Annotated in this window: 14 protein-coding genes and 1 riboswitch; of the genes, 8 read left to right on the top strand and 6 right to left on the bottom strand. The window is 56.4% G+C overall.

The genetic code is table 11. The annotated features are described in order from the left end of the window. The first annotated feature begins 96 nt into the window (after positions 1 to 96). From JUK32_RS26555 to JUK32_RS26530, 6 genes are all read left to right on the top strand, one after another. A complete protein-coding gene (locus tag JUK32_RS26555) occupies positions 97 to 2,025 on the top strand; it encodes a DUF3352 domain-containing protein (protein ID WP_204141892.1) in 1,929 nt (642 codons plus the stop codon). A 121-nt stretch (positions 2,026 to 2,146) separates the two neighbouring features. Then, positions 2,147 to 3,277 carry an S-(hydroxymethyl)glutathione dehydrogenase/class III alcohol dehydrogenase gene (locus JUK32_RS26550; RefSeq protein WP_204141891.1) on the top strand — a complete coding sequence of 377 codons (1,131 nt, stop codon included), beginning with the start codon at positions 2,147 to 2,149 and terminating at the stop codon, positions 3,275 to 3,277. 758 nt (positions 3,278 to 4,035) lie between these two features. Next, entirely contained in the window at positions 4,036 to 6,957 is a 2,922-nt protein-coding gene (locus JUK32_RS26545) for a diguanylate cyclase domain-containing protein (protein WP_204141890.1), read from the top strand. A gap of 90 nt (positions 6,958 to 7,047) precedes the next feature. After that, entirely contained in the window at positions 7,048 to 7,440 is a 393-nt protein-coding gene (locus JUK32_RS26540) for a hypothetical protein (protein ID WP_239113144.1), read from the top strand. 127 nt (positions 7,441 to 7,567) lie between these two features. After that, a complete protein-coding gene (locus JUK32_RS26535; RefSeq protein ID WP_204141889.1) occupies positions 7,568 to 8,494 on the top strand; it encodes a fatty acid desaturase in 927 nt (308 codons plus the stop codon). Beyond that, on the top strand, positions 8,491 to 9,507 hold the full coding sequence (locus JUK32_RS26530; RefSeq protein ID WP_204141888.1) for an alpha/beta fold hydrolase: 1,017 nt from the start codon (positions 8,491 to 8,493) through the stop codon (positions 9,505 to 9,507). Before JUK32_RS26535 ends, JUK32_RS26530 begins: the two co-directional genes overlap by 4 nt. Positions 9,508 to 9,531: 24 nt before the next feature. Here JUK32_RS26530 and panB read toward each other — a convergent pair whose 3' ends face one another. From panB to hemJ, 4 genes are all read right to left on the bottom strand, one after another. Next, the gene (panB, locus tag JUK32_RS26525) at positions 9,532 to 10,311 is read right to left on the bottom strand and encodes a 3-methyl-2-oxobutanoate hydroxymethyltransferase (RefSeq protein ID WP_204141887.1); all 780 of its coding nucleotides are present in this window, start codon (positions 10,309 to 10,311) and stop codon (positions 9,532 to 9,534) included. 143 nt (positions 10,312 to 10,454) lie between these two features. Next, positions 10,455 to 10,946 (bottom strand): rhodanese-like domain-containing protein, encoded by a 492-nt coding sequence (locus JUK32_RS26520; RefSeq protein WP_239113143.1) that lies wholly within the window; start codon positions 10,944 to 10,946, stop codon positions 10,455 to 10,457. 77 nt (positions 10,947 to 11,023) lie between these two features. Next, on the bottom strand, positions 11,024 to 12,130 hold the full coding sequence (locus tag JUK32_RS26515; protein WP_239113142.1) for a two-component regulator propeller domain-containing protein: 1,107 nt from the start codon (positions 12,128 to 12,130) through the stop codon (positions 11,024 to 11,026). An 88-nt stretch (positions 12,131 to 12,218) separates the two neighbouring features. After that, complete coding sequence (gene hemJ / locus JUK32_RS26510) at positions 12,219 to 12,827, bottom strand: protoporphyrinogen oxidase HemJ (protein WP_204141886.1); 609 nt, start codon at positions 12,825 to 12,827, stop codon at positions 12,219 to 12,221. Between the two features lie 316 nt (positions 12,828 to 13,143). On the opposite strand from hemJ, the gene JUK32_RS26505 reads away from it, so the two are divergent. Both JUK32_RS26505 and JUK32_RS26500 read left to right on the top strand, forming a co-directional pair. After that, positions 13,144 to 14,064: a LysE/ArgO family amino acid transporter gene (locus tag JUK32_RS26505; protein ID WP_239113141.1), complete on the top strand. Its 921-nt coding sequence runs from the start codon at positions 13,144 to 13,146 to the stop codon at positions 14,062 to 14,064. 314 nt (positions 14,065 to 14,378) lie between these two features. Next, a riboswitch (guanidine-I (ykkC/yxkD leader) is annotated at positions 14,379 to 14,493 on the top strand. A gap of 112 nt (positions 14,494 to 14,605) precedes the next feature. Next, positions 14,606 to 16,108: a sodium:solute symporter family protein gene (locus tag JUK32_RS26500; RefSeq protein ID WP_204141885.1), complete on the top strand. Its 1,503-nt coding sequence runs from the start codon at positions 14,606 to 14,608 to the stop codon at positions 16,106 to 16,108. 102 nt (positions 16,109 to 16,210) lie between these two features. Here JUK32_RS26500 and cheB read toward each other — a convergent pair whose 3' ends face one another. Together cheB and JUK32_RS26490 are read right to left on the bottom strand one after the other, a co-directional pair. Then, positions 16,211 to 17,296, bottom strand: coding sequence for a chemotaxis-specific protein-glutamate methyltransferase CheB (cheB, locus tag JUK32_RS26495; protein WP_204141884.1), 1,086 nt, complete (start codon positions 17,294 to 17,296; stop codon positions 16,211 to 16,213). After that, the gene (locus JUK32_RS26490; RefSeq protein ID WP_204141883.1) at positions 17,297 to 20,173 is read right to left on the bottom strand and encodes a hybrid sensor histidine kinase/response regulator; all 2,877 of its coding nucleotides are present in this window, start codon (positions 20,171 to 20,173) and stop codon (positions 17,297 to 17,299) included. Positions 20,174 to 20,248 lie beyond the last annotated feature (75 nt).

Genomic DNA, 20,248 nt, shown 5'->3' with positions numbered 1-20,248 from the left:
GGCGATCGCTCCCGCAGCTTGAGGACGATCGCTGACGGTTACTGGGGGCCAAGCGGGCACACTGTTGCTGGCTAGCATTTTTCAGCGAGGGCGACCATGGCAGAAATACAGAAATCCAGCTGGCGATCGCTGGCGGTGACATCCATCGCCTTGACCCTACCGGCGATCGCCGCCCTACCCGGTATTGCCAGTCCCGAACCGGCGGAATTGCTGCCGCCCAATACGGCTTACACCATCCTGCTCGACATGCGGCAAGAGACGTGGGATCAACTCAATCAATATGCGCTGTTTCAGCAACTGCAAGCGCAGGGCAGCGGTGCGCCGAGCCCTGGGACGCTGCCGCTGATTCCCGAGTTGGCCTATGAATCGGCTGTTGCACCCTGGGTGGGAGACCACGTGGCAATGGCTTTGTTGCCCCTAAATAATCCGGCTGAGGCCGGGTTTGAAGACTATGAGGTGATGATTGTCCCGATTGCGGATTCAGCTGCCTTTGTCGCTACGTTTGAGGACGATTTGCCGGGGGCGATCGCGGAGTTGAAGCAGCGTGATCCCGAGTTGCAGGCCGGGGGGGGCGTCGATATTTACTATTGGCCGCCGCTATACGCAGAGCCCGATGCCATGACGCCGGAACCGTTTCCAGAGGAGTCACCTGCCAACGAGTCGTCAACCTCCCAACCGGAAACTCCGAAAAACTGGTCGGTATTGCCTTTGCCCAGCCCTAACGCCGACTCGGCACAAATGTTCCTCAAAGCCTTGCCAGCAGAGGCGGACGACGATGGGCCAGAGGTCTTTTGGGAGGTACTGCCCATCGAAGCAGGGCTAGCGATCGCGCAATTTCCCGAATTCCTGATCGCAGCGCGCTCCCCAGCCGCAATTCAGACCTGGCTTGCGCTACGTCCTGATGATGTAACGCACTCGCTAGCGCAAAACGAGCAGTTTTTGCGCACCCTCAACCATCCTCAATCGAACATTGCCTTAGGAATCTTGCATGGCGATTTGGCGGAGCTGGTGAACTACTCGGCGGTCGATCTCGCGGTCCCAGAGTTGCCCTTCAATTTTCCTTTCCCCCAAGACTTATGGCCGACCGACCTCCCTGATTTAGCGGCCCAGCAATTTGCGGGCACAATGGAAGCCGTGGTCTATCCCCAAGCGCAGGGCCTACGAGTGCAAGCGCGGGGCTATTACAACGACGCTTTGCTCTCGGCGGTGGCTGCGACAACGCCACCGGCCCCGCCGGACGTGCTGAATCACATTCCGGCAGATAGCTACGGCATGATCAGCGGTCGAAACCTGGCGGCGCTTTGGCAAGAGGTCGCCGCTGCCTTGGCCGCCAGCGAGGAGACCCGCCCCTTTTTAGAACAAGCGAGCGGCTTCGTCACCGCGCTGACGGGATTAGACCTGGATCAAGATGTATTTGGGTGGCTGGATCGCGGGTTTACGGTGTTTCTGTACCCCACCCGTCAAACCCCACTGACCAACCTGGCGCCAGAATTGACCGTGGGTTTGGGAGTTGCTCTGCAAACTAGCGATCGCCCCACCGCTGAAGCCACCTTTGCCACCCTGGATGACTTGATGGCTGACTTTGACATCACAGTGGAAACCACCATGGTGAATGGGCAAGCTGCTACCAGTTGGGGCGATCGCCCGTTGGACTCCAACCAGTCCGCCAGCTTTTTAGGGCGTACCTGGGTGGCAGACGATACCCTATTGCTCACCACTAGCATTGAGGCGCTCTCAGACTTGGCCCAACTCGCCCCCGCCCAAACCCTGCCCAATGGCATCCGGTTTAGCGAGTCCACCCGCGACTTTCCGACGGCCAATCAGGGCTATCTATTTGTGAATGCGGCTCCCATTCGCGCTTTAGTGTCCAGTATTTTTCCCCCGAATCCCGACGCAGCGGTAGAATCGCTAGACTTTCGGCGGTTGATGGCGACCGTGCAAGCCCTCAGCGGCACCGTCTCCTTTCAAGATGACTATGCGCAAGTTGATGGCTTGCTCATGCTGGCTCCCGCCGAGACGCCGTAATCTATTGGATTAGAGCACAAAGCTATTCGCAACCTGTAAGGTTTGACCGCATACAGAGTGCAGCACTCATTCGCCGTTAGGGTTACTCTGACAGGGATGACATTTTTGGTGTAGGCAAGACATGAAAACACGGGCCGCGATCGCTTGGGAAGCTGGCAAACCGTTAGCCATTGAAGAAATTGACCTCGCTGGCCCGAAGGCTGGTGAAGTCCTAGTGCGCATTGTCGCTACCGGGGTTTGCCATACCGACGCTTACACCCTCTCTGGCAAAGACCCAGAAGGTCTCTTTCCCGCGATTTTGGGCCATGAAGGGGGCGGCATCGTCGAGGCAGTGGGCGCAGGCGTGACGAGCGTGCAGCCTGGCGATCAGGTCATTCCGCTCTATGTGCCGGAATGCGGCGAGTGCAAGTATTGCAAATCGGGCAAAACCAACCTGTGTCAAGCGGTGCGGGCCACCCAAGGCAAAGGCTTAATGCCCGACGGCACCACCCGCTTTAGCAAAGCCGGCCAGCCGCTGTATCACTACATGGGCACGAGTACCTTTAGCGAATACACCGTCGTTCCGGAAATTGCCCTGGCCAAAATCAACCCAGCGGCCCCCCTGGAAAAAGTGTGTCTCTTGGGCTGTGGCATCACCACGGGCATTGGGGCTGTGCTGAATACAGCCAAAGTAGAAGCGGGCGCAACCGTCGTCGTCTTCGGCTTGGGTGGCGTGGGACTCAGCGTGGTGCAGGGAGCGGTGATGGCCCAGGCCAGCCGCATTATCGTCGTCGATATTAACCCCGACAAATTTGAGCTAGCCACTCAACTGGGCGCAACCGACTGCATTAACCCCAAAGACTACGATGACCCGATTCAACAGGTGATTATTGACCTGACGGATGGCGGCGCTGACTACAGCTTTGAATGCGTCGGCAATGTGGAACTCATGCGGGCAGCGCTGGAATGCTGCCACAAAGGCTGGGGTGAATCCACCATTATTGGGGTGGCGGCGGGCGGCCAAGAAATTAGTACGCGCCCCTTTCAACTCGTGACGGGCCGAGTTTGGCGCGGCTCCGCCTTTGGCGGCGTTAAAGGCCGCAGTCAACTCCCCGGCTTTGTCGATCGCTTCCTTGCTGGCGATATCAAAATCGACCCCCTCATTACTCAAACTATGGCCCTAGAGGAGATCAATACCGCGTTTGACTTAATGCACGCGGGCAAAAGCATTCGCTCAGTGGTCATTTACGCTGATACCCCTCAATCAACTTAGGTGTGCTCCAGAAATCAATGTCATCCCTCGTAGGCTAATCCGGCGAGGGGTTGCAGCGTTCTGGTTTGAGGCCCATCCTGGCTCAGGGGCGCTTCCGCCGATCTTCGCAAAGATATTTGAGTTGGGTCATTGCCCCAACCAGGCTGCAGCGATCGCACATCTTGGTAATTCCCTAAAGAGGCTGCAACCACCCCAACGAATTTTCTCCCTGATTGAGGGCATCTAAAAGAGAAGAGCTTGCGGACTGCGACTACCGATACGGCGCTTTTTTCGTTCCCTCGGTTGGTTCGTTCACAAATACTTCAGTCGTGGTCCGGCTAATGTTGGGTCAACTTCGGTGGAGGCGGTTACCGTCATCTGGGTCAAACGCAGTGCGCCCCTGGGTGCTTGTGAAGTTTTGGTGTAGTGTTCCAAAATAATCAGTAGAGCATTGTTTTTACTCGTAGTGAGTGAAGCGTCACCGATGGGGATGCTGAGTTTCATACGGCGACTGCATCCTGCAGTGAGGTTAAGTTGAATGCGGGCACCCGATTGGCCAGACCCGCTCGCGACCAGGATTTATGAATATACGGGTAAGCTGCGGTACGTCAACATTGTTTTGCGTATATTCGCCGTCAGGTGACCCAGATCACTGGAGTAGACTGATATGAGGACGGTTTCATCTATGGCACGCATAAGTTATTCCACCCTTATCCCTCTCATCTCTTTTGCTACACGCAGCGCCCATGGGCACCTTATCAAAATCAACTCTGGGAACGATGCAAGTGTTTGTTGACGCTTTGGCATCTGGAGAGGGCAACTTGTTCGATGTGTTGCCGATTGGCATTGTGATGCACAATGCGGCAGGGGCGATTCACTATTTGAATGATGCTGCTAAAACCCTTTTGGAACTGGGGAACGATCGCCATCAGCACATTACGATCGCCAACTTGGTGAGCCATTGCGGCTTTCAACAATTACCCACTCAACAGCCTTATGCGACCGAAGCGCTGCCCATATTTCAAGCTTTGCAGGGTAACGCCACGACGGTGGCAGATATCTTGGTGATGAGTCCCAATCGCTCTGTCGTATTACAGTCTCAGGCTTATCCCTTACAGCGCGACGATGGGGACATCGTTGGTGCGATCGCGGTTTATCAAGATATTACAGCCCAGGCGCAGTGTGCGGTGATGGCGGCTGATGCGGCTAGTCCGCGCAGAGAGCAAATTCAGCATCAAACCATGGCCCTAGAACAGGAAATTCTGATTCGGCAATGGCGTGAGAAAGAACTGCAGGATCACCTGAAGTGGCAGCGATTTGCTGAAGCGGTACCGGCGGCCATGTATTCGCTGCGGGTGGGCGCTGATCGGGTCATGACCGGTGAATATCTCAATCCCCAGGTGGCGGCGGTGTTTGCCGCACCCCAGTGCGAGGTTTGCCAAAATCCTGCGCACTATCTATTTGGTCAAATGACGACGAGCGATCGCCGGACCCTGCGACGACGGGCGGTTCGGAGTCTCCGGACACAATCGGTGTTGGTATACGAATGGCGCAGCACCACTCCTGATGGCCAGGTGCATTGGCTGACCACGCGGGCCCAAGCCGAACAGCGGCCAGATGGGTCGGTGTGTTGGCACGGGGTACTGTGGGCAGATCGCGATCGTGATCCCGCCACCCAAGATTGGTCTGAGCAGGTCGCCCAAGTGACGGCGGTACTGCAAGCCATTCCCGATCTAATTGTGCGGGCTGACCGCCATGGTTATTATCTCAACCACGTCCGGGCGAATCCCACGATCGATGTTCTCCCCCACGGCTCCGATATTCGCGGCCATCACATTACGGATTACCTACCGCCACCCGCAGCTCAGCAACAACTCAGCCTGATCCGTCAGGCCCTGGCCACAGGCAAGATTCAAGCCGCTGAACAGGTGATTCCGATCAATGGTAAACCGCAGTATGAAGAGGTGCGCGCTGTGCCCTGTGGGGCTGATGAAGTGTTGTTGATTGTGCGCGACATCAGCGATCGCAAGGCCGCTGAGCAGGCCCATCAACAGCTCACCACCCAACATCACCGCATCATTGCCGCCCTGCCTGATCTGATGTTTCGCGTGAGTCGTGGCGGCTATTGGCTAGGCTACGTGCATTTGAATGCAAAGCTAGATTACTTGCCAGAGGGAGATGACCCCACCGGACGGCACATCACGGAAAACGTACCGGCGGCGATCGCTCAACAACAGCTGCACTACATCGAGCAGGCGATCGTCACGGGGCAGATGCAAGTGTTTGAACAAACGCTGCAGGTGAATGACCGTACCCAACACGAGGAAGTGCGCATCGTGCCTCAGGGGGCTGACGAAGTGCTGTTTATTGTGCGCGACATTACGGATCGCAAAACCGCAGCATTGGCCCTGAAACGGAGTGAGCAAGAGAAGCGGGCGATTCTGTCAGCCATTCCTGACCTAATGGTGCGCCTGCATCGCGATGGCACCTTTCTCGATTATTTCAGAACTGAGAACACGGGGGATTTGCTGACCGGAGTGGATGACATTGTGGGGCGCAATATTTTTGAGTTTGCCCACAATGATTTTTACCGGAAGCACATTGACACCCAAATCCAAGCCGTGCGCCAAGTTTTAGACAGCGGGCAAATGGCCGTTTATGAACAAAAGATTCCGACGACCTCGGGTTGGCAGCATGAGGCAGTCAGAATCACGCCTATTAACGAAGACGAAGCTCTGCTCATCATTCAAAATATTGATGAACGAAAGCAGGCGGAAATCGCGTTGCGTAAGAGCGAAGCGCAAAAGCAAGCGATCTTGAAATCCATGCCTGACTTGATGTTTCACATGCGGCAGGATGGGGTGATTCTCGACTATATGACGGGCCATAACTTCGCCGATCTGCTGGAGAATGTCGACAATCAGGTGGGGCAAAACCTTTGGGATTTGGCGACATCCGATACGTTGTTGGCGCACGTACAGCGCAAGATGGAGGCCGCCCAGCAAGCCCTTGCCACCGGCCAAATGCAGATCTATGAACAAATCACCCAAGTGGGAGACATCCAGCAGCAAGAGGAAGTGCGCGTGGTGCCCGTGACCGAAAACGAAGTGTTAGTGATGATTCGTGACATTAGCGATCGCAAGCGGATTGAAGCTGAATTGCGCACGGCTAATGAGCGGTTGGCAAAGCTGTCCTTTACCGACTCGCTCACCACACTCGCCAATCGCCGCCGCCTCGACGAGCATTTGGAGCGGGAATGGCAGCGATCGCAGCGGCAGCAAGAACCGCTTTCTTTGATCTTGTTTGATCTCGATTATTTCAAGCGATTTAACGATACCTACGGCCACCAAATGGGCGATCAGTGTTTGTATGAAGTGGCCCAGGCCGCTTTGACCGTGGTGCAGCGCTCCTCAGATTTGGTAGCTCGCTACGGGGGGGAAGAGTTTGCCGTGGTGCTCTCGAACACGCCGCTGAAAGGAGCCTTCGCAATCGCCCGGCGCATTTGCGAAGCGATTCGCGCCCTCCAGATTTCCCATAGGGCGTCCGAAGTGGAGCAAGTGGTGACTGCCAGCCTGGGGGTGAGTGCGATTATTCCGGCAGCCGGGCAAAAACCGAATGTGCTGATTCGCCAGGCCGATCAAGCCCTGTATGCGGCCAAGCAAGCTGGCCGCAATAACTGCCAATGTTTCATCAGTCGCTAAAGGTCGGGTCCAGTTGGTGAGGTGGTCACCGCTCGCAGCTGAGTGCCAACTGCCGTCGCTATGATAACGGCCAAGATTGAGGAGTGAGAAATGCAACGACTCATCGCGATCGCGGCCACCCTGGGATGCAGCACGCTGACACTATCGTGGCCTGTGTCGGCTTGCCCAGCTAACGATGACGCCATCGACAAAATTGGGTTTGACCTGGATCAGTTAGATGAATTTGGCCTGTATGGCCCTGACGATGGTAAGCGATCGCTGAGCTATGAATTTTGCGTACCCAACGATTTGGCAGCGATCGAAACGGTACAAAGTATCGATCCAACGCTGATGATTTACCCCCAGTCGCCAGGGCGTATCGGTTGTGATGAGACCGAGGTGCTGGCGATCGGGGAAACTCACCAACCCAACTATCGGGATGTCCTGATTAATCTGGCCAGTTTAGACACCATCGCTCGCATCGAACCGTTTTGGGGCGAATAGCTGAGGCCGTCAGCGGCTCATCATTGCCCTAATCGTAATGGCGATTACATTTGGAACGCCCTACAAGCCTTTATGATCAACGATTGTGTTGGTTATAGATATTCGTCTCAGGAGATGTAGGCCCGGCATGACAGCACAGGAAATTGGCACTGATCCGCGTCAATTGCTCTCGGCAAATGAGTTGAAGCAGTTGAATGAGCGCTCAAATTGGCGGGGTTTTGGGCAGTTGGTGGCGCACCTTGCCGTGATGGGGGCCAGTGCCGCCCTCTGGGCGACGCAGCGGGGCAACTGGGCGATCGCCCTCCCAGCCCTGGTGATTTACGGCTTTAGCTTGGCATCCATGTTTGCCGCCGTGCATGAATGCGTCCATCGCTCAGCTTTTGCCAGCAATCGCGTCAATGACGGGGTGGGCTGGATTGCGGGAGTCCTATCGGGCTACAACAGCACGTTTTATCGGCGCTATCACAAGTGGCACCACCGCTATACCAAGGTGCCGGGCAAAGATCCGGAACTCGAAGATTTGATTCCCGTCACCGGGGCGGAGTATCTGTGGGTGATGAGCGGGATTCCCTGGTGGTTGGGCAAAATTCGCGGACACTGGCAGGTCGCGCGGGGCGATTTTGCCGGGATGCCTTATCTGCCAGAAACCGCCTACCGGGAAGTGCAGCGGTCAACCTGGCTGCAGTTGGGCGTTTATGGAGCCGTGATCGCCCTCTCCATCTTTTTCCAACAACCGTGGTTTTTGCTCTACTGGGTGCTGCCGTTAGCAGTGGGGCAACCCATCTTGCGGTTTATCCTCATTGCCGAGCACACTGGTTGCCCCGATGGCGATAATCCGCTCACCAATACCCGCACCACGCTGACCCTGTGGCCGATCAAGCTCATGATGTGGAATATGCCTTTCCACGCGGAGCACCATTTATATCCGTCGATTCCCTTCCATCGGTTGCCAGCAGCGCACGAAACGTTGTCCCCCCACTTCGCCCAGGTCGAGCCGGGCTACCTTCATGTGAATCGCTCAGTGATCAGTAATTTGGGGCAATCAGCCGCATGACTTCCGACGCCCAAACGTATGTGATTAAAGACTTGGCGCTGCAGTGTGGGGTGACGCTGCCAGCGGCGCGACTGGTTTACCAGACCTATGGGGAATTGGACAGCGATCGCCGCAACGTAATTCTGTATCCCACCTCATACGGCGCTCAGCACAGCGATATTGACTGGCTGATTGGCCGCGATCGCATTCTCGATCCCACGCGCTATTTCATCATCATTCCCAACCAGTTGGGCAATGGCCTTTCCACCTCACCCAGCAATGATGACCACTGTGGCCTGGCAGAAGATGGGTTTTGGTTCACCCATTACGACAACATTCGCGCTCAAGCGCAGATGTTGCGCGAGGTTTTTGGCATTGACACGCTGGCGCTAGTTTACGGTTGGTCGATGGGGGCGCAGCAAGCCTATTACTGGGGCAGCCATTACCCTGACCGGGTTGAACGCCTGGCGGCCCTGTGCGGCACGGCCAAAACGACGGATCACAACAAAATCTTTTTATGGAGTTTGCGATCGGCCCTGACGGCAGATCCCGCTTGGAACGGGCACCGCTTCACCGGCGTGCCCGATCGCGGTTATCAAGCCTATGCCCGCATCTACGCCAGTTGGGCCGCGTCCCAGGCCTACTATCGTGAGCAACCCTATCTTCAGTTCGGCTATGACTCGCTGGAAGATTATTTGCAGCGCGGCTGGGAAGCGAACTATCGCCAGCGTGATCCCCATAATCTGATTGCCATGATTGACACCTGGCTCCGCTGCGACGTGGGGAATACGCCCGTTTTTGAAGGCGATTACGCCAGGGCGATGAGTAGGATTCAGGCCAAAACGCTGGTCATGCCTGCCAGCACTGACCTATATTTCACACCGGATGATTGTGCCGCCGAAGCGCAACTGATTGCCGGGGCCACGTACTCGCCGATCCCCTCCATTTGGGGCCATCGCGCGGGTAACCCTTACCAAAACGCTGAGGACGAAGCCTTTATCCGCCAAGCGGTGGCGACCCTCTTGCAGTCTTGAGGTCGGAACTGGTTGACGTTGCGATCATTCAGGAAACTGGAGCGATCGCACCTCATCACAAAATGCCTTGGCGGCCTGAATACCCTGGTTGCGCAACTCTGCATAGCGTTTGGCAAAGGGCGGCTGCCAATCGGAAAGGCCCAGCACGTCGGCGGTGACCAGCACCTGACCATCGCAAAACTGGCCCGCGCCAATCCCAATCGTAGTGATGCTGAGGGTTGCGGTGATGGTCTTGGCCAGCTTGCTGGGAATATGCTCCAGCACAATGGCGAAGGCTCCGGCCTTTTCGATCGCGATCGCCTCTTGCAAAATGCGATCGGCGGCCTCCGGTGACTTGCCCTGTTTTTGAAAGCCCCCGACCTGATTCACGGACTGCGGCGTTAACCCCACATGCCCCACCACCGGAATGCCCGCTTCCACTAACCGTTGAATGGTTGCCGCCATGCGCGGATAGCCCCCTTCCAGCTTGACTGCCTGGGCTCCGGCTTCCTTGAGCAGACGACCCGCTGAACGCATCGCCTCAGCCTCGGAAATTTGAAAACTCAAAAACGGTAAATCAACAGCCAGTAGCGCATGCTTAACGCCTCGTCGCACTGCCTTGGCATGATGCAGCATGTCGTCCAGGGTCAAAGGCAAGGTGTTGTTATAGCCCAGCGCCACCATGGCCAAAGAGTCACCGACCAAGATCATATCAGCCCCAGCTTGGTCGGCCATTTGCCCCGACATATAATCCCAAGCGGTCAGCACTGCGACTGGTTGACCTTGCTGTTTCCAATCTGCAAATTGATTGACCCGAACTGCCATGTGATGTCATCTCCCAGAGATTCGGTGGTCAGACTACCCAACCGATTCTCTCTATCATCGCTGACCAGTGGTGTTTGGGGGAGGGGGGAGGGGGGTGTGAGGGTGGCAGGGTGTGAGGGTGTGAGGGTGTGAGGAGGCCAACGTTAGGATGGATTGTCGCGGAGCCAGCCTTGGTAGCTGGGGGGATAGCCCTGCACGTTGTCGTAGCCCCAAAGATGCAGGGCCATGACGCCGAGTCCGGTGCGGTACCCAGTGGAGCAATACAGGATGACGGGGCGATCGCGGGGGATGTCATCGAGCCGGTCGCCGAGCGATCGCAACGGAATATTGATGGCGTTGGGAATATATCCCCGCAAAAATTCTGTCGGCTCTCGCACATCCACCAGCAGCGGATTTTCGGTCTCAATCTTGGCTTTGAGCTGGTCAGTTTGAAGGATGCCGTAAAAACCGGGGGGAATCGCTTTCAAGGTCTGGTCGACCAGGGAGGCACAGGTGTCTGGGGTGGCCAGGGCAGCATCGCAAAGGGGGGGCTCAGGGGCTGTGATGGCCCCGGCAAAATTGCTCGGTATTCCCCAAATTCCCACGATTAACGTGATCAACAAAATGGGCTGGAGCCAACGCGATCTCATCATCATGCTCTGGGTTCTCCTATCTCAGACCTGTCCGCGTATCCCTACGGTAAATCACCGCCGCGCCAGCTTGGTTTTTTGCCCTACAGGGCACCCGGATTGGAATAGCCAATATGCGGCACCCCTCGGCCCGTGCTCGTGCTCACCCAGCCCAAGCCTTCGCGGGTGCCCACCCACACTTTGTTGCCTGTCTCCGGCGAAATTGCCAGGGTTTGGCGACCGGGTAGGCCCAACACTTCGCCAAAAATTTCGCCGTTGTAGGGGTTGAGGGTGACGAGGCCCGATTCGGTGCCGACCCACATGGCTTGATTGGCGTCCATGGCGAGGGAAAGCACGTTTTGCCCAACCATGGCCCCGACACGCCGCACGAGTTGACCGTTGTCCGGAGTGACCACAAACAACCCGGCTGGCGTCCCCACCCAGAGATTGCCCTGAGCGTCGCGGGTCAGCGCTTGCACGATGTCGCCAGGAATGTTGCGCACCACGCGCATTTCGGCCCCGCTGGCGGTATTCACTTGGGTCAGGCCGTTCAGCGTGCCCACCCACAGGTGCCCATTATTATCGAGTTCCATCACGTTGGCACTGACACCAGACAGGCCGCGCAGGGTCGTCATCAGCAACCCCTGGTCGGGGCTGACCATCGCTAATCCTTGATCGGTACCCACCCACAAAAAGCCGCGCGTGTCGATCAGCAGCGACAGCACCCGACTAGAGGGCAGGGCAAAGTTGCTAGCAGTGACTTGATTGCTGCGCGGATCGACTCGCACTAAACCGGAAGAGGTGCCCACCCAAATGCGGCCGACGCGGTCTTGGGCCAGCGCGCTAGTCGTGCGATCGGGCATGGTGATTTGCGCTTGCACCACCCCCGTTTCGGGATTAATGCGGGCGATTTGGCCGCGCCAGGTACTAATCCACAAGCTGCCGGTGAAGTCTCTTTGTAAGGCCGGGACGCGATAGTCAACGGCGACGCTGCCCTGGCTGATGACAGTCGGTGCCGCAGTGGCGACTGTGGGAGCATGGACGGTGTCGGTTGCTGCCAGCGATCGCGGTAATGCGATCGCTTTAGTCTGTGTGGCAGCGATCGCGCCTACTGACATCGTCATTGCCACCAAGCCACTCATCATCAGGCCAGTATTCACCCATTTCATGTCCGTCACCTTTGCAGCAGTATCTGACTGTTCAGCACCCATCCCGTCAGTTCGCGGATAGCCTATTCGGCTAAAGGTTACAGCAGTTTTTTAGAAACGGCACTGCCGATTCGGGAAACGGTAATGGGAATTAGCCTTGGGCGGGTTCCGGGGTCTGCTCCGAGGCTTCCACCGGGGCTGTAGCTGCGGCGAGTTCGCGTTCTTGATCCAGGCGGCGCTTGCGGGCATACAGCTGAATCGTCACCGCCATAAAGAGCACCAGTCCGGCAATGAGCCAGGTGGTCGCGTCAGTGGGCAACTGATTTTTAAAAATGACCAGCATGACGATGACGACTAGCAACAGCGTAGGAGCCTCATTCAGCGCTCGCAGTTGCTTACTACCCCACTTGCACTCGCCCCGCCAAAGCTGCTTCATGATCCGGGCGCAGTAATGGTGATAAAACAGCAGCAGCGCCACAAAGCCTAGCTTGGCGTGCATCCAGCCTTGCTTCAGCCATTCGGGATTCGTCCATAGCAACCCGATCGCCATGGCCACGGTCACAATCATCCCTGGCGTGGTGATGATGCGATACAGCCGCTTTTCCATGATGGAGTACTGGTTTTTGAGAATGGTCGCGGCGGGTTCGGGTTCGGCCTCCGCTTCGACGTGATAGATAAACAGACGCACGAGGTAAAACAACCCCGCGAACCAAACGACAACGCCGATAATGTGAAACGCTTTGAACCAGTAGTAGGGCATGGGGACTTATCAAATAGCTCCTAGAACACTGCCTGCACGGTGCAACAAAATCTTGCAAAACGTTAAGGCACCGAAATTCATTGTGAGACAGGCGATCGCGATTTTGGCACCAACCTCGCCGCATCTTAACTTTTCGAGAAAAAACGCGATCGTCGCACTATAAGACAGTTCATCGCCGCCGCTTGCCAACTCAACCGCACAGTGAGCCTCCTCGTATTCCAAAGTGAATCTCTGTTCTAGTAGGCTAAGCAAACTGAAAGTGCGGTGTCGCGGCCCCCGTGGCCTAGAGCACCTCATAACCGCTCAGCTCAAAGAGATGGCTGGCGTAGCCCAAACCCGCACCACTATCGCTCTCTCCACTGTCAAAGAGGCGATCGCGGTCCCTACCGCCGCTACATCGATGCTTTACGGCGATCGGCGCTGGTTTGTGAAACGGGCCGGGGCGAGGCATTCTCGACTTTCAAAATTCGGAGACTTCAATACAGTTAACTGCGAGAATGCCTCGCCCCTACGGACACCCCTCCACCCTCACACCCTTTCACCCTCACACCCTTTCACCCTCACACCCTGTCACCCTGCCACCCCCATGCTCTCCACCTTCTCCACCGGCCTCCTCCTCGGCCTCTCGATCGCAGCTCCCGTCGGGCCAATTGGCATCCTCTGTATTCGGCGGACGTTGGTGATGGGGCAATGGGTCGGGTTGGTCTCCGGCTTGGGGGCGGCTACCGCCGATGGTTTATACGGCTGTATTGCGGGGTTTGGGCTGACCGCGATCGCCGATTTCCTCACCCATCAATCAATGTGGCTCCGTATTGTGGGGGGGCTGTTTCTCTGTTATTTGGGCCTCACCACATTTTTGTCGCAGCCACCGACGGAGCCCGCCACCAGATCGGCGGCGGACTTACCGGCTGGTGAAACCGCATCAATGCCGCGATCGCTCTTCACTGCCTACAGTTCAACCCTGGCTCTAACCCTGACGAATCCTGCCACCATCTTTTCCTTTGCCGCGATCTTCACCGGACTCGGCATCGTCGATTCAGCCCAGAGTTTTGCCGACTCGGGCATTTTAGTCTTGGGCGTATTTATCGGTTCCGCCCTATGGTGGTTTTGCTTAAGTGGGGCAGTCAGTTTATTCCGCGCCCGGTTTACCGCCAAGGGTCTGCGCTGGCTCAATCGCCTGTCGGGCAGCATTTTATTAGCCTTTGGTCTGGTTTCTCTGGCCCTATGGAACCAATAATTACGAAAACCGCACTCACCACAATTGAAGCGCCGACAACATTGCCTCGGCTGAGGCCGCCCACTTCTTGTGCGTAGACATGAACAAACCGGGGGGCTATTGGCGGCATCATCAAGCCAAATGTTATGCAATCCCAACATTTCATAATTAAGGGTATCAGTAACTACTAACCCTCAATTGATTAGCTGCTAAAAACTGCATATTGAGCTTGAAATATAACTTGCTTGGGAAAGCATTAATGTCTAATTCCGCCTGGCGAAGTTAGGTGTTTTAATTTTCTACGCTGAAGCATTTTAGCGCACAACAAAATTGAACAACTTAGTATCTAGGGTTCCGGCTTGGCTGATTTGACAAGTGTCTGGTCCAAGAGATGCAGTTAGGCTCTCGTCATTGAAGCCTAATTCACGGAGGGATAAAAGCCCGGGAGGAATGGATCAGCCACAGGTTGATTAAATGTTCTGTTCCCGGGCTTTGTTGTATTTAAATGCTCAATTTCTTCAAGGCTTCTCATTTATGGCATTACCTCTAGGAGATTGAGAGCGTGGAAAATACTGCATTTTCGTGGGGAATCATTGTATTCCTCTTGGGTACATTAGGAATTGGGGTTTGGGCATCCAAACAAATCAAAGGTGATAGCGTCAATTTTCTGGTGGCTGGTCGGGGGCTGGCACTCCCTTTGGCAGGGGCGACTTTGATGGCCCAATCAGTCGATTCCAATGCCACATTAGGCAACACTGATCTCTCTTCTGAATTTGGATTTTGGGCCGGGGCCGCCTTGCCGGTTGGCTTGTCTTTATGCCTGTTACTGACCGGATTATTTTTAGCAAAACCGATGAATCGGATGGGCCTCATCACCATCCCAGACTTTTATCGCGTGAAGTATGGGCGAGCCGTTGAGTTGCTCGCCTCTTGCATTATGACCGTCAGCTTTTCGTTTTTGCTCGCGGGAAATTTAGTCGCTGGCGGCTTTATGTTTGAAAACTTTCTGGGGCTGAGCTACTTCGGCGGCATCACCCTACTGGCAGTTTTAGTATTTGCCTACACCGTCTCTGGCGGTCTGTTTGCGGTGGCATATACCGACTTTATTCAAGTCTTTATTGCCTTACTGGGTGCTTGGGGGCTGTTGCTCTACGTCATATTTAATTTTGGCATTGAGGTGGCACCGGGCATGGGGCCTTTCGGCTTCGAGCAACTAACGTCTGTCGGGTCGGGTGCCGCGATTAACTGGGCCAGCATCATTGCCCTAGGCTTTGGCAACATGGTGGCGATCGATTTCATGGCGCGCATTTTTGCCGCTGAGAGTCCTAAAACCGCCCAAAAGGCTTGCTTTGTGGCATCTGCTGGCACATTGGTGATCGGGATTCCGTTTTCCATCATTGCCCTAGGAGCAGGCGGCATTTTTGCGCAAACGGGGGTTACTGCCGACGGGCCAGTGCTCTTTGCGTTACTCGAAAATGTGATTCCGCCAGCGCTGGGGTTGCTGGTATTAGCCGCCATTTTGTCGGCGTCTTTGTCCACGGCTGACGGCGCTATTTTGGGCACATCCTCGGTGTTGGCGCATAACGTGATGGGCATTCGCCATGCGACGGGGCATGGTGCTGCTGGGGGCGATCGCCTGTTGCTCATCACTCGATTAATGGCCATCGTGATCACCATATTGGGTGTCTTTTTGGGTTTGCGAGTACCTCAGACGGGGGTGTTGTTACTGCTGGCGTTTGATATGAGTTTTGCGGGGTTGGTGGTGCCGCTCATTGGTGGGCTTTATTGGCCTCGGGCTACCCGACAAGGCGCTTTAGCTTGCATCATCATTGGGTCGCTGACGCGCTTTGCGTTCTTTATTTTCATGCCGACGATGTTTGGCGTGGACAATACGCTCTTGTATATCCCCAATAGCTTGTTCACGATCGACCTCGATGGCTTTCCCACGCTAATTAGTCCCATTGTTGGGCTGGTGGCATTCTTTGTGGTGTCAAATCTGACTTATCGTCCCCAGAACCCTGAAGAACAGCGAGCCGAAATTTTAGAGAAGGCGCAGGCGCTGTAGCGTGCGGTTAAGGGTTGCAAGCTCCGTGCTGCGATCGCTCCCAGCCAGGGGCGATCGCAGCACGGAGCGTTGATCGCGGCTGAACCTCGTCAGTTTAGGGGGTCAACGATTTTGGAGGGCAGACGCAAACACGCGATCCACGAGAAAAGGGGCGATGGCCTCAATCGGCAAAATGTGCTGCGCCGCGTTGAGGGCGATCGCTTCCTTCGGCATGCCAAACACCACACAAGTGGCTTCATCCTGGGCGATGGTGGTGCCCCCCGCGAGGGCGATCGCCTGCAAGCCCTCAGCCCCGTCTCGGCCCATGCCCGTTAGCACAATGCCGACGGCAGAGCGGCGATAGTAAGCCGCCACCGCCTCCAGCAGCACCGTCACCGACGGACAATGCCCTGCCACCGGAGGCGATTGTGTGAGTTCAAACCGACCGTGACGGTCAATCTGCATGTGATGCCGTTCGGGGGGAAAGTAGACTGTGCCAGCGGTGGGCATTTCTCCGGCGACCGCAATTTTGATCTGCAAGGCACATTTGACATTGAGCCAATCAATCAGGCCCTGCAAAAAGCCACTGCTAATATGCTGCACGCACAAAATTGGCACCGGAAACTGTTTGGGCAGGGCTTGGAGAATGGTCTGCAACGCTTGCGGCCCGCCAGTCGAAGCTCCAATAGCCAGCACCCGAGGCGCGCGAATATCGAGCTGGCGAGTAGCCGTTACTGAGGGCAGTGGCTGGGTCGGCAGCGGGGTAGGCCGGGCTTCGCGTCGATGTTGCGTAAACACCGAGACTCCAGATAGTACCCGGATTTTATTGATGAGTTCCTGCTGGTTTTTTTCGTAGGCGGCGGCGAGCCCGGTGCGCGGTTTTGGCAAAATGTCGAGGGCTCCCGCTTCCAGCAGGCGGAATACGTTTTGCGTATCTTCGTCTTGCACTGACGCACTCACGACTAAAATCGGGCGCGGAAAGCGGGCCATCACCTCGCGAGTGAGGGTGAGCCCGTCCATTTTGGGCATGTGCAGGTCGGTACAGATAATCTGCGGATCGACTTTGGGAATCAGCTCTAGCGCCTCGACGCCGTTGGCCGCAATGCCGACAATTTCGATCGCGGGATGATCGCGCAATAGTCGCTGCAAGATCGCCAGCGCCACTGGCGAGTCTTCCACCAATAACAGCCGAATTGGGCGAGATGCCATTTAGAGCAGCCTCTGTAAGGTTTCGAGGAGGATTTCTTGGTTGAAACTGCCTTTGGTGATGTAGGCATTAGCCCCCGCCTCTGCGCCCCGCTGGCGATCGCGATCGCTCGCTAAAGTTGTCACCAACACCACGGGCAATTCATTATATTCGCGGTGCTGGCGAATGCGCTCGGTCAGCCCTAAGCCATCTAAATTCGGCATTTGCACATCCGAAACCACGGCGTCGAACGCCTGTAATTGCAGTTTTTTAAAGCCCTCCATCCCATCCACTGCGGTCACCACTTGGTAGCCCGCCGCTTCCAGAATGCGTTTTTCTTGCGTGCGTGTCGCGATCGAATCTTCTACCAGCAAAATGCTGGCTGGACGCTGGGGGGCTTGCAGCGGAGGGGTAGTCGCGGTGGTCAGGGCAGGGCGGTTACTCTGCCGCCGCACCGATTGCATCAAATCTTGGGGATTGAGCACCATGCAGACCTCCCCCGTCCCGAGAATCGTCGCCCCCGAAATATTGCGCACCCGCTTTAATAACTGGCTTTGGGACTTCAGGACAACATCCTGTTCATCGACCAGGGCATCGACAAAAATGCCCAGGCTGTCTGGCCCCGATCGCAAAATAATGCAAGCCAGCGACGGCGATGGCCGACTGGTGGAAGCAACATGGCTGGGCGGTAGTTCTAGCAGGTCTGACAACCACACCACCGAAACGGGGCGATCGTCGTGAATGATCGTGTTGCGCCCTTCGATCGTGAACATGTCGTCCGGCTTGACCAGACAGGCCGTTTGCACAAACTCAACGGGAATTGCATAGGTGTTGTGGCTCACCGCCACGATGAGCACGTGGGCCGTGGCCAGGGTCGTGCCCAGTTGCACTCGAATGGTGCAGCCTTGCCCCGGTTCTGAACCGACCTCGATACTCCCCTTGAGTTGTTCCACATTGGTTCGCAGCACGTCGAGTCCGACCCCGCGACCCGAAATTTCCGTTACCATGGTGCGGGTCGAAAAGCCCGGACTCAAAATTAAATTTTGAATCTGTCCCGGCGTCATCGATTCCAACTCTTCCGGGCGACAGATCCCCCGTCGTAGCGCCGTTTGTTTAACCGCCTCCACATTGAGTCCCCGGCCATCATCACTCACCTCAATCATGATGCTAGTAGGCGTTTGGTAGCCGCGTAGGGTGATGGTGGCGGTTTCTGGTTTACCTTGGCGTACCCGCTCTTCCGGCGACTCGATACCGTGGTCGATCGCATTGCGAATCATGTGCAGCAACGGATCCTTCATGGCTTCGAGGATGCGCTTATCGGCGCGGGTATCGGCCCCAGCGATCGCTAGCTGGACGGACTTATGCTCTTGCCGGGCCAGGTCACGCACCAAGCGAGGATACAGATTAAAAATGGTCGAGAGGGGCAACAGGCGCAATGTCCGAATGCCTTCTTCCAGCTCACCACTAATCATTTCCAGGCGGGTGGTGTCTTCGTACAGCGCGCCCCGCAGTCGATTGACCAGGGTGCCGAGTTGCTCCAGATATTGCTCGTTGCGATGTTGCCAGGTTTCTAATTGCGGAATGCCCTTATGCCCCTGCTGGACCTCATGGAGCAAAAAGCGGTGGGAAAAAAGATCCCGACTCCAATCCTCCCAAAGATTACTGATTTCTTCGATTTCGCCCAGGCGGTGGGTGACGCGAATTTTGGTGACAGTGAGTTCACCCGCTTGGGTCATCAGGGCATCGAGGTTGTGGGTCGGCACCCGAATGGTCTCAATGCGGTAGGCCGCTGGCTGCGCCGCCCCAGTCGAATTTTCGGCGGCGGTGGCGAGGTTGCTCGGGGCTGCCCCCTTGATGTGGGTGGTCGCTTTGCCATTGGTGGGCACCGGGGCGGCTGGCTCGGTCGGGGCCGCTAACGGAGCGGTATCCGCCGTTTTAGGGGCAGAGGCCAGCGGCAGCGCTGGGTTATCGCCCGTGGGCTCGGCGGCGGGTGGGGCAGTGGCGGGCACACTGGCCCCCATAAGCTCGGCCAACACGTAAAACACATTGACCTTTGCCGGGATCCCGGTCACCGCCTGGTGCGCCAGTTGGCGCATCGCGTCTAGACCGTGGGCGAGGCGATCGCCCATATCCGGCGAAAACCGTTCTTCATGCCGCTGCATGGCCCCGAGTAAATGCTCTAACTGATGGGCGAGGGTGCCCAAATCTTTGAGGCCCAGCATATTGCTGTCGCCCTTGAGCGAATGGGCTTCTCGCATGAGCAAGTCGAGGGTGACCGTGTCATTCGGTTGCTGTTCTAACTGCAAGAGGCCGGTATCTAAAGCCTGTAGCCGTTCTTCGCTACTGGTTTTGAAGATGGTTCGCATTTCGGCATCGGCGATGAGCAAGTCGGTGTCGGTGTCGGCGGCGGCATCCTGAGGATTAGTGGGAGTCTCCTCAATCGGAGCGTCACTCGCCGGGGGGTCGCCAAAGAATTCGACCCCGGTGGGCTCAGACTCGGACTCCGCCGCTGCTGCCGGGCGGGGGAGTCCGTCCATGGCGGCGATCGCCCTCTCTGCAGTCACATCACACAGATCGCCCGTCACTGCATGGTGAATCATTTGGCGCATCGCCGCCAGCCCCTGGGCGAGGCGATCGCCCAGCTCTGCCGAAAAGGCTTGCTCGCCTCGCTGCACCCGCCCCAAAATCGTTTCGAGATAGTGGGCCACTTGGCCAATCGCCGGTTGCTCAAGCATATTGCTGTCACCCTTGAGCGAATGGGCCTCGCGCATCAGGCTATCCAGCATGTCGCTGTCATTCGGCTGCTGTTCTAGGTGCAGCAGGCCCGCGTCGAGTGCCTGCAACCGTTCTTCACAGGAGGTTTTGTAAATGCCTCGCAGTTCTTCATCTTCAATCCTCATGGCCAGTCCCTTCTCTAGTTCGCAATATGGGCACAAGTACAAATCCCTGATTGAGACCAGTCAACCCCGTGGGCG

This window comes from Halomicronema sp. CCY15110, from assembly GCF_016888165.1.
Taxonomy (GTDB): Bacteria; Cyanobacteriota; Cyanobacteriia; order Phormidesmidales; family Phormidesmidaceae; genus Halomicronema.
This window is presented reverse-complemented; position numbering and strand designations above follow the sequence as displayed.

Coding starts and splice junctions, on each gene's coding strand:
- JUK32_RS26555 (WP_204141892.1), top strand. CDS start 97: ATGGCAGAAATACAGAAATCCAGCTGGCGATCGCTGGCGGTGACATCC.
- JUK32_RS26550 (WP_204141891.1), top strand. CDS start 2,147: ATGAAAACACGGGCCGCGATCGCTTGGGAAGCTGGCAAACCGTTAGCC.
- JUK32_RS26545 (WP_204141890.1), top strand. CDS start 4,036: ATGCAAGTGTTTGTTGACGCTTTGGCATCTGGAGAGGGCAACTTGTTC.
- JUK32_RS26540 (WP_239113144.1), top strand. CDS start 7,048: ATGCAACGACTCATCGCGATCGCGGCCACCCTGGGATGCAGCACGCTG.
- JUK32_RS26535 (WP_204141889.1), top strand. CDS start 7,568: ATGACAGCACAGGAAATTGGCACTGATCCGCGTCAATTGCTCTCGGCA.
- JUK32_RS26530 (WP_204141888.1), top strand. CDS start 8,491: ATGACTTCCGACGCCCAAACGTATGTGATTAAAGACTTGGCGCTGCAG.
- panB (WP_204141887.1), bottom strand. CDS start 10,311: ATGGCAGTTCGGGTCAATCAATTTGCAGATTGGAAACAGCAAGGTCAA.
- JUK32_RS26520 (WP_239113143.1), bottom strand. CDS start 10,946: ATGATGATGAGATCGCGTTGGCTCCAGCCCATTTTGTTGATCACGTTA.
- JUK32_RS26515 (WP_239113142.1), bottom strand. CDS start 12,130: ATGGGTGCTGAACAGTCAGATACTGCTGCAAAGGTGACGGACATGAAA.
- hemJ (WP_204141886.1), bottom strand. CDS start 12,827: ATGCCCTACTACTGGTTCAAAGCGTTTCACATTATCGGCGTTGTCGTT.
- JUK32_RS26505 (WP_239113141.1), top strand. CDS start 13,144: ATGGCTGGCGTAGCCCAAACCCGCACCACTATCGCTCTCTCCACTGTC.
- cheB (WP_204141884.1), bottom strand. CDS start 17,296: ATGGCATCTCGCCCAATTCGGCTGTTATTGGTGGAAGACTCGCCAGTG.
- JUK32_RS26490 (WP_204141883.1), bottom strand. CDS start 20,173: ATGAGGATTGAAGATGAAGAACTGCGAGGCATTTACAAAACCTCCTGT.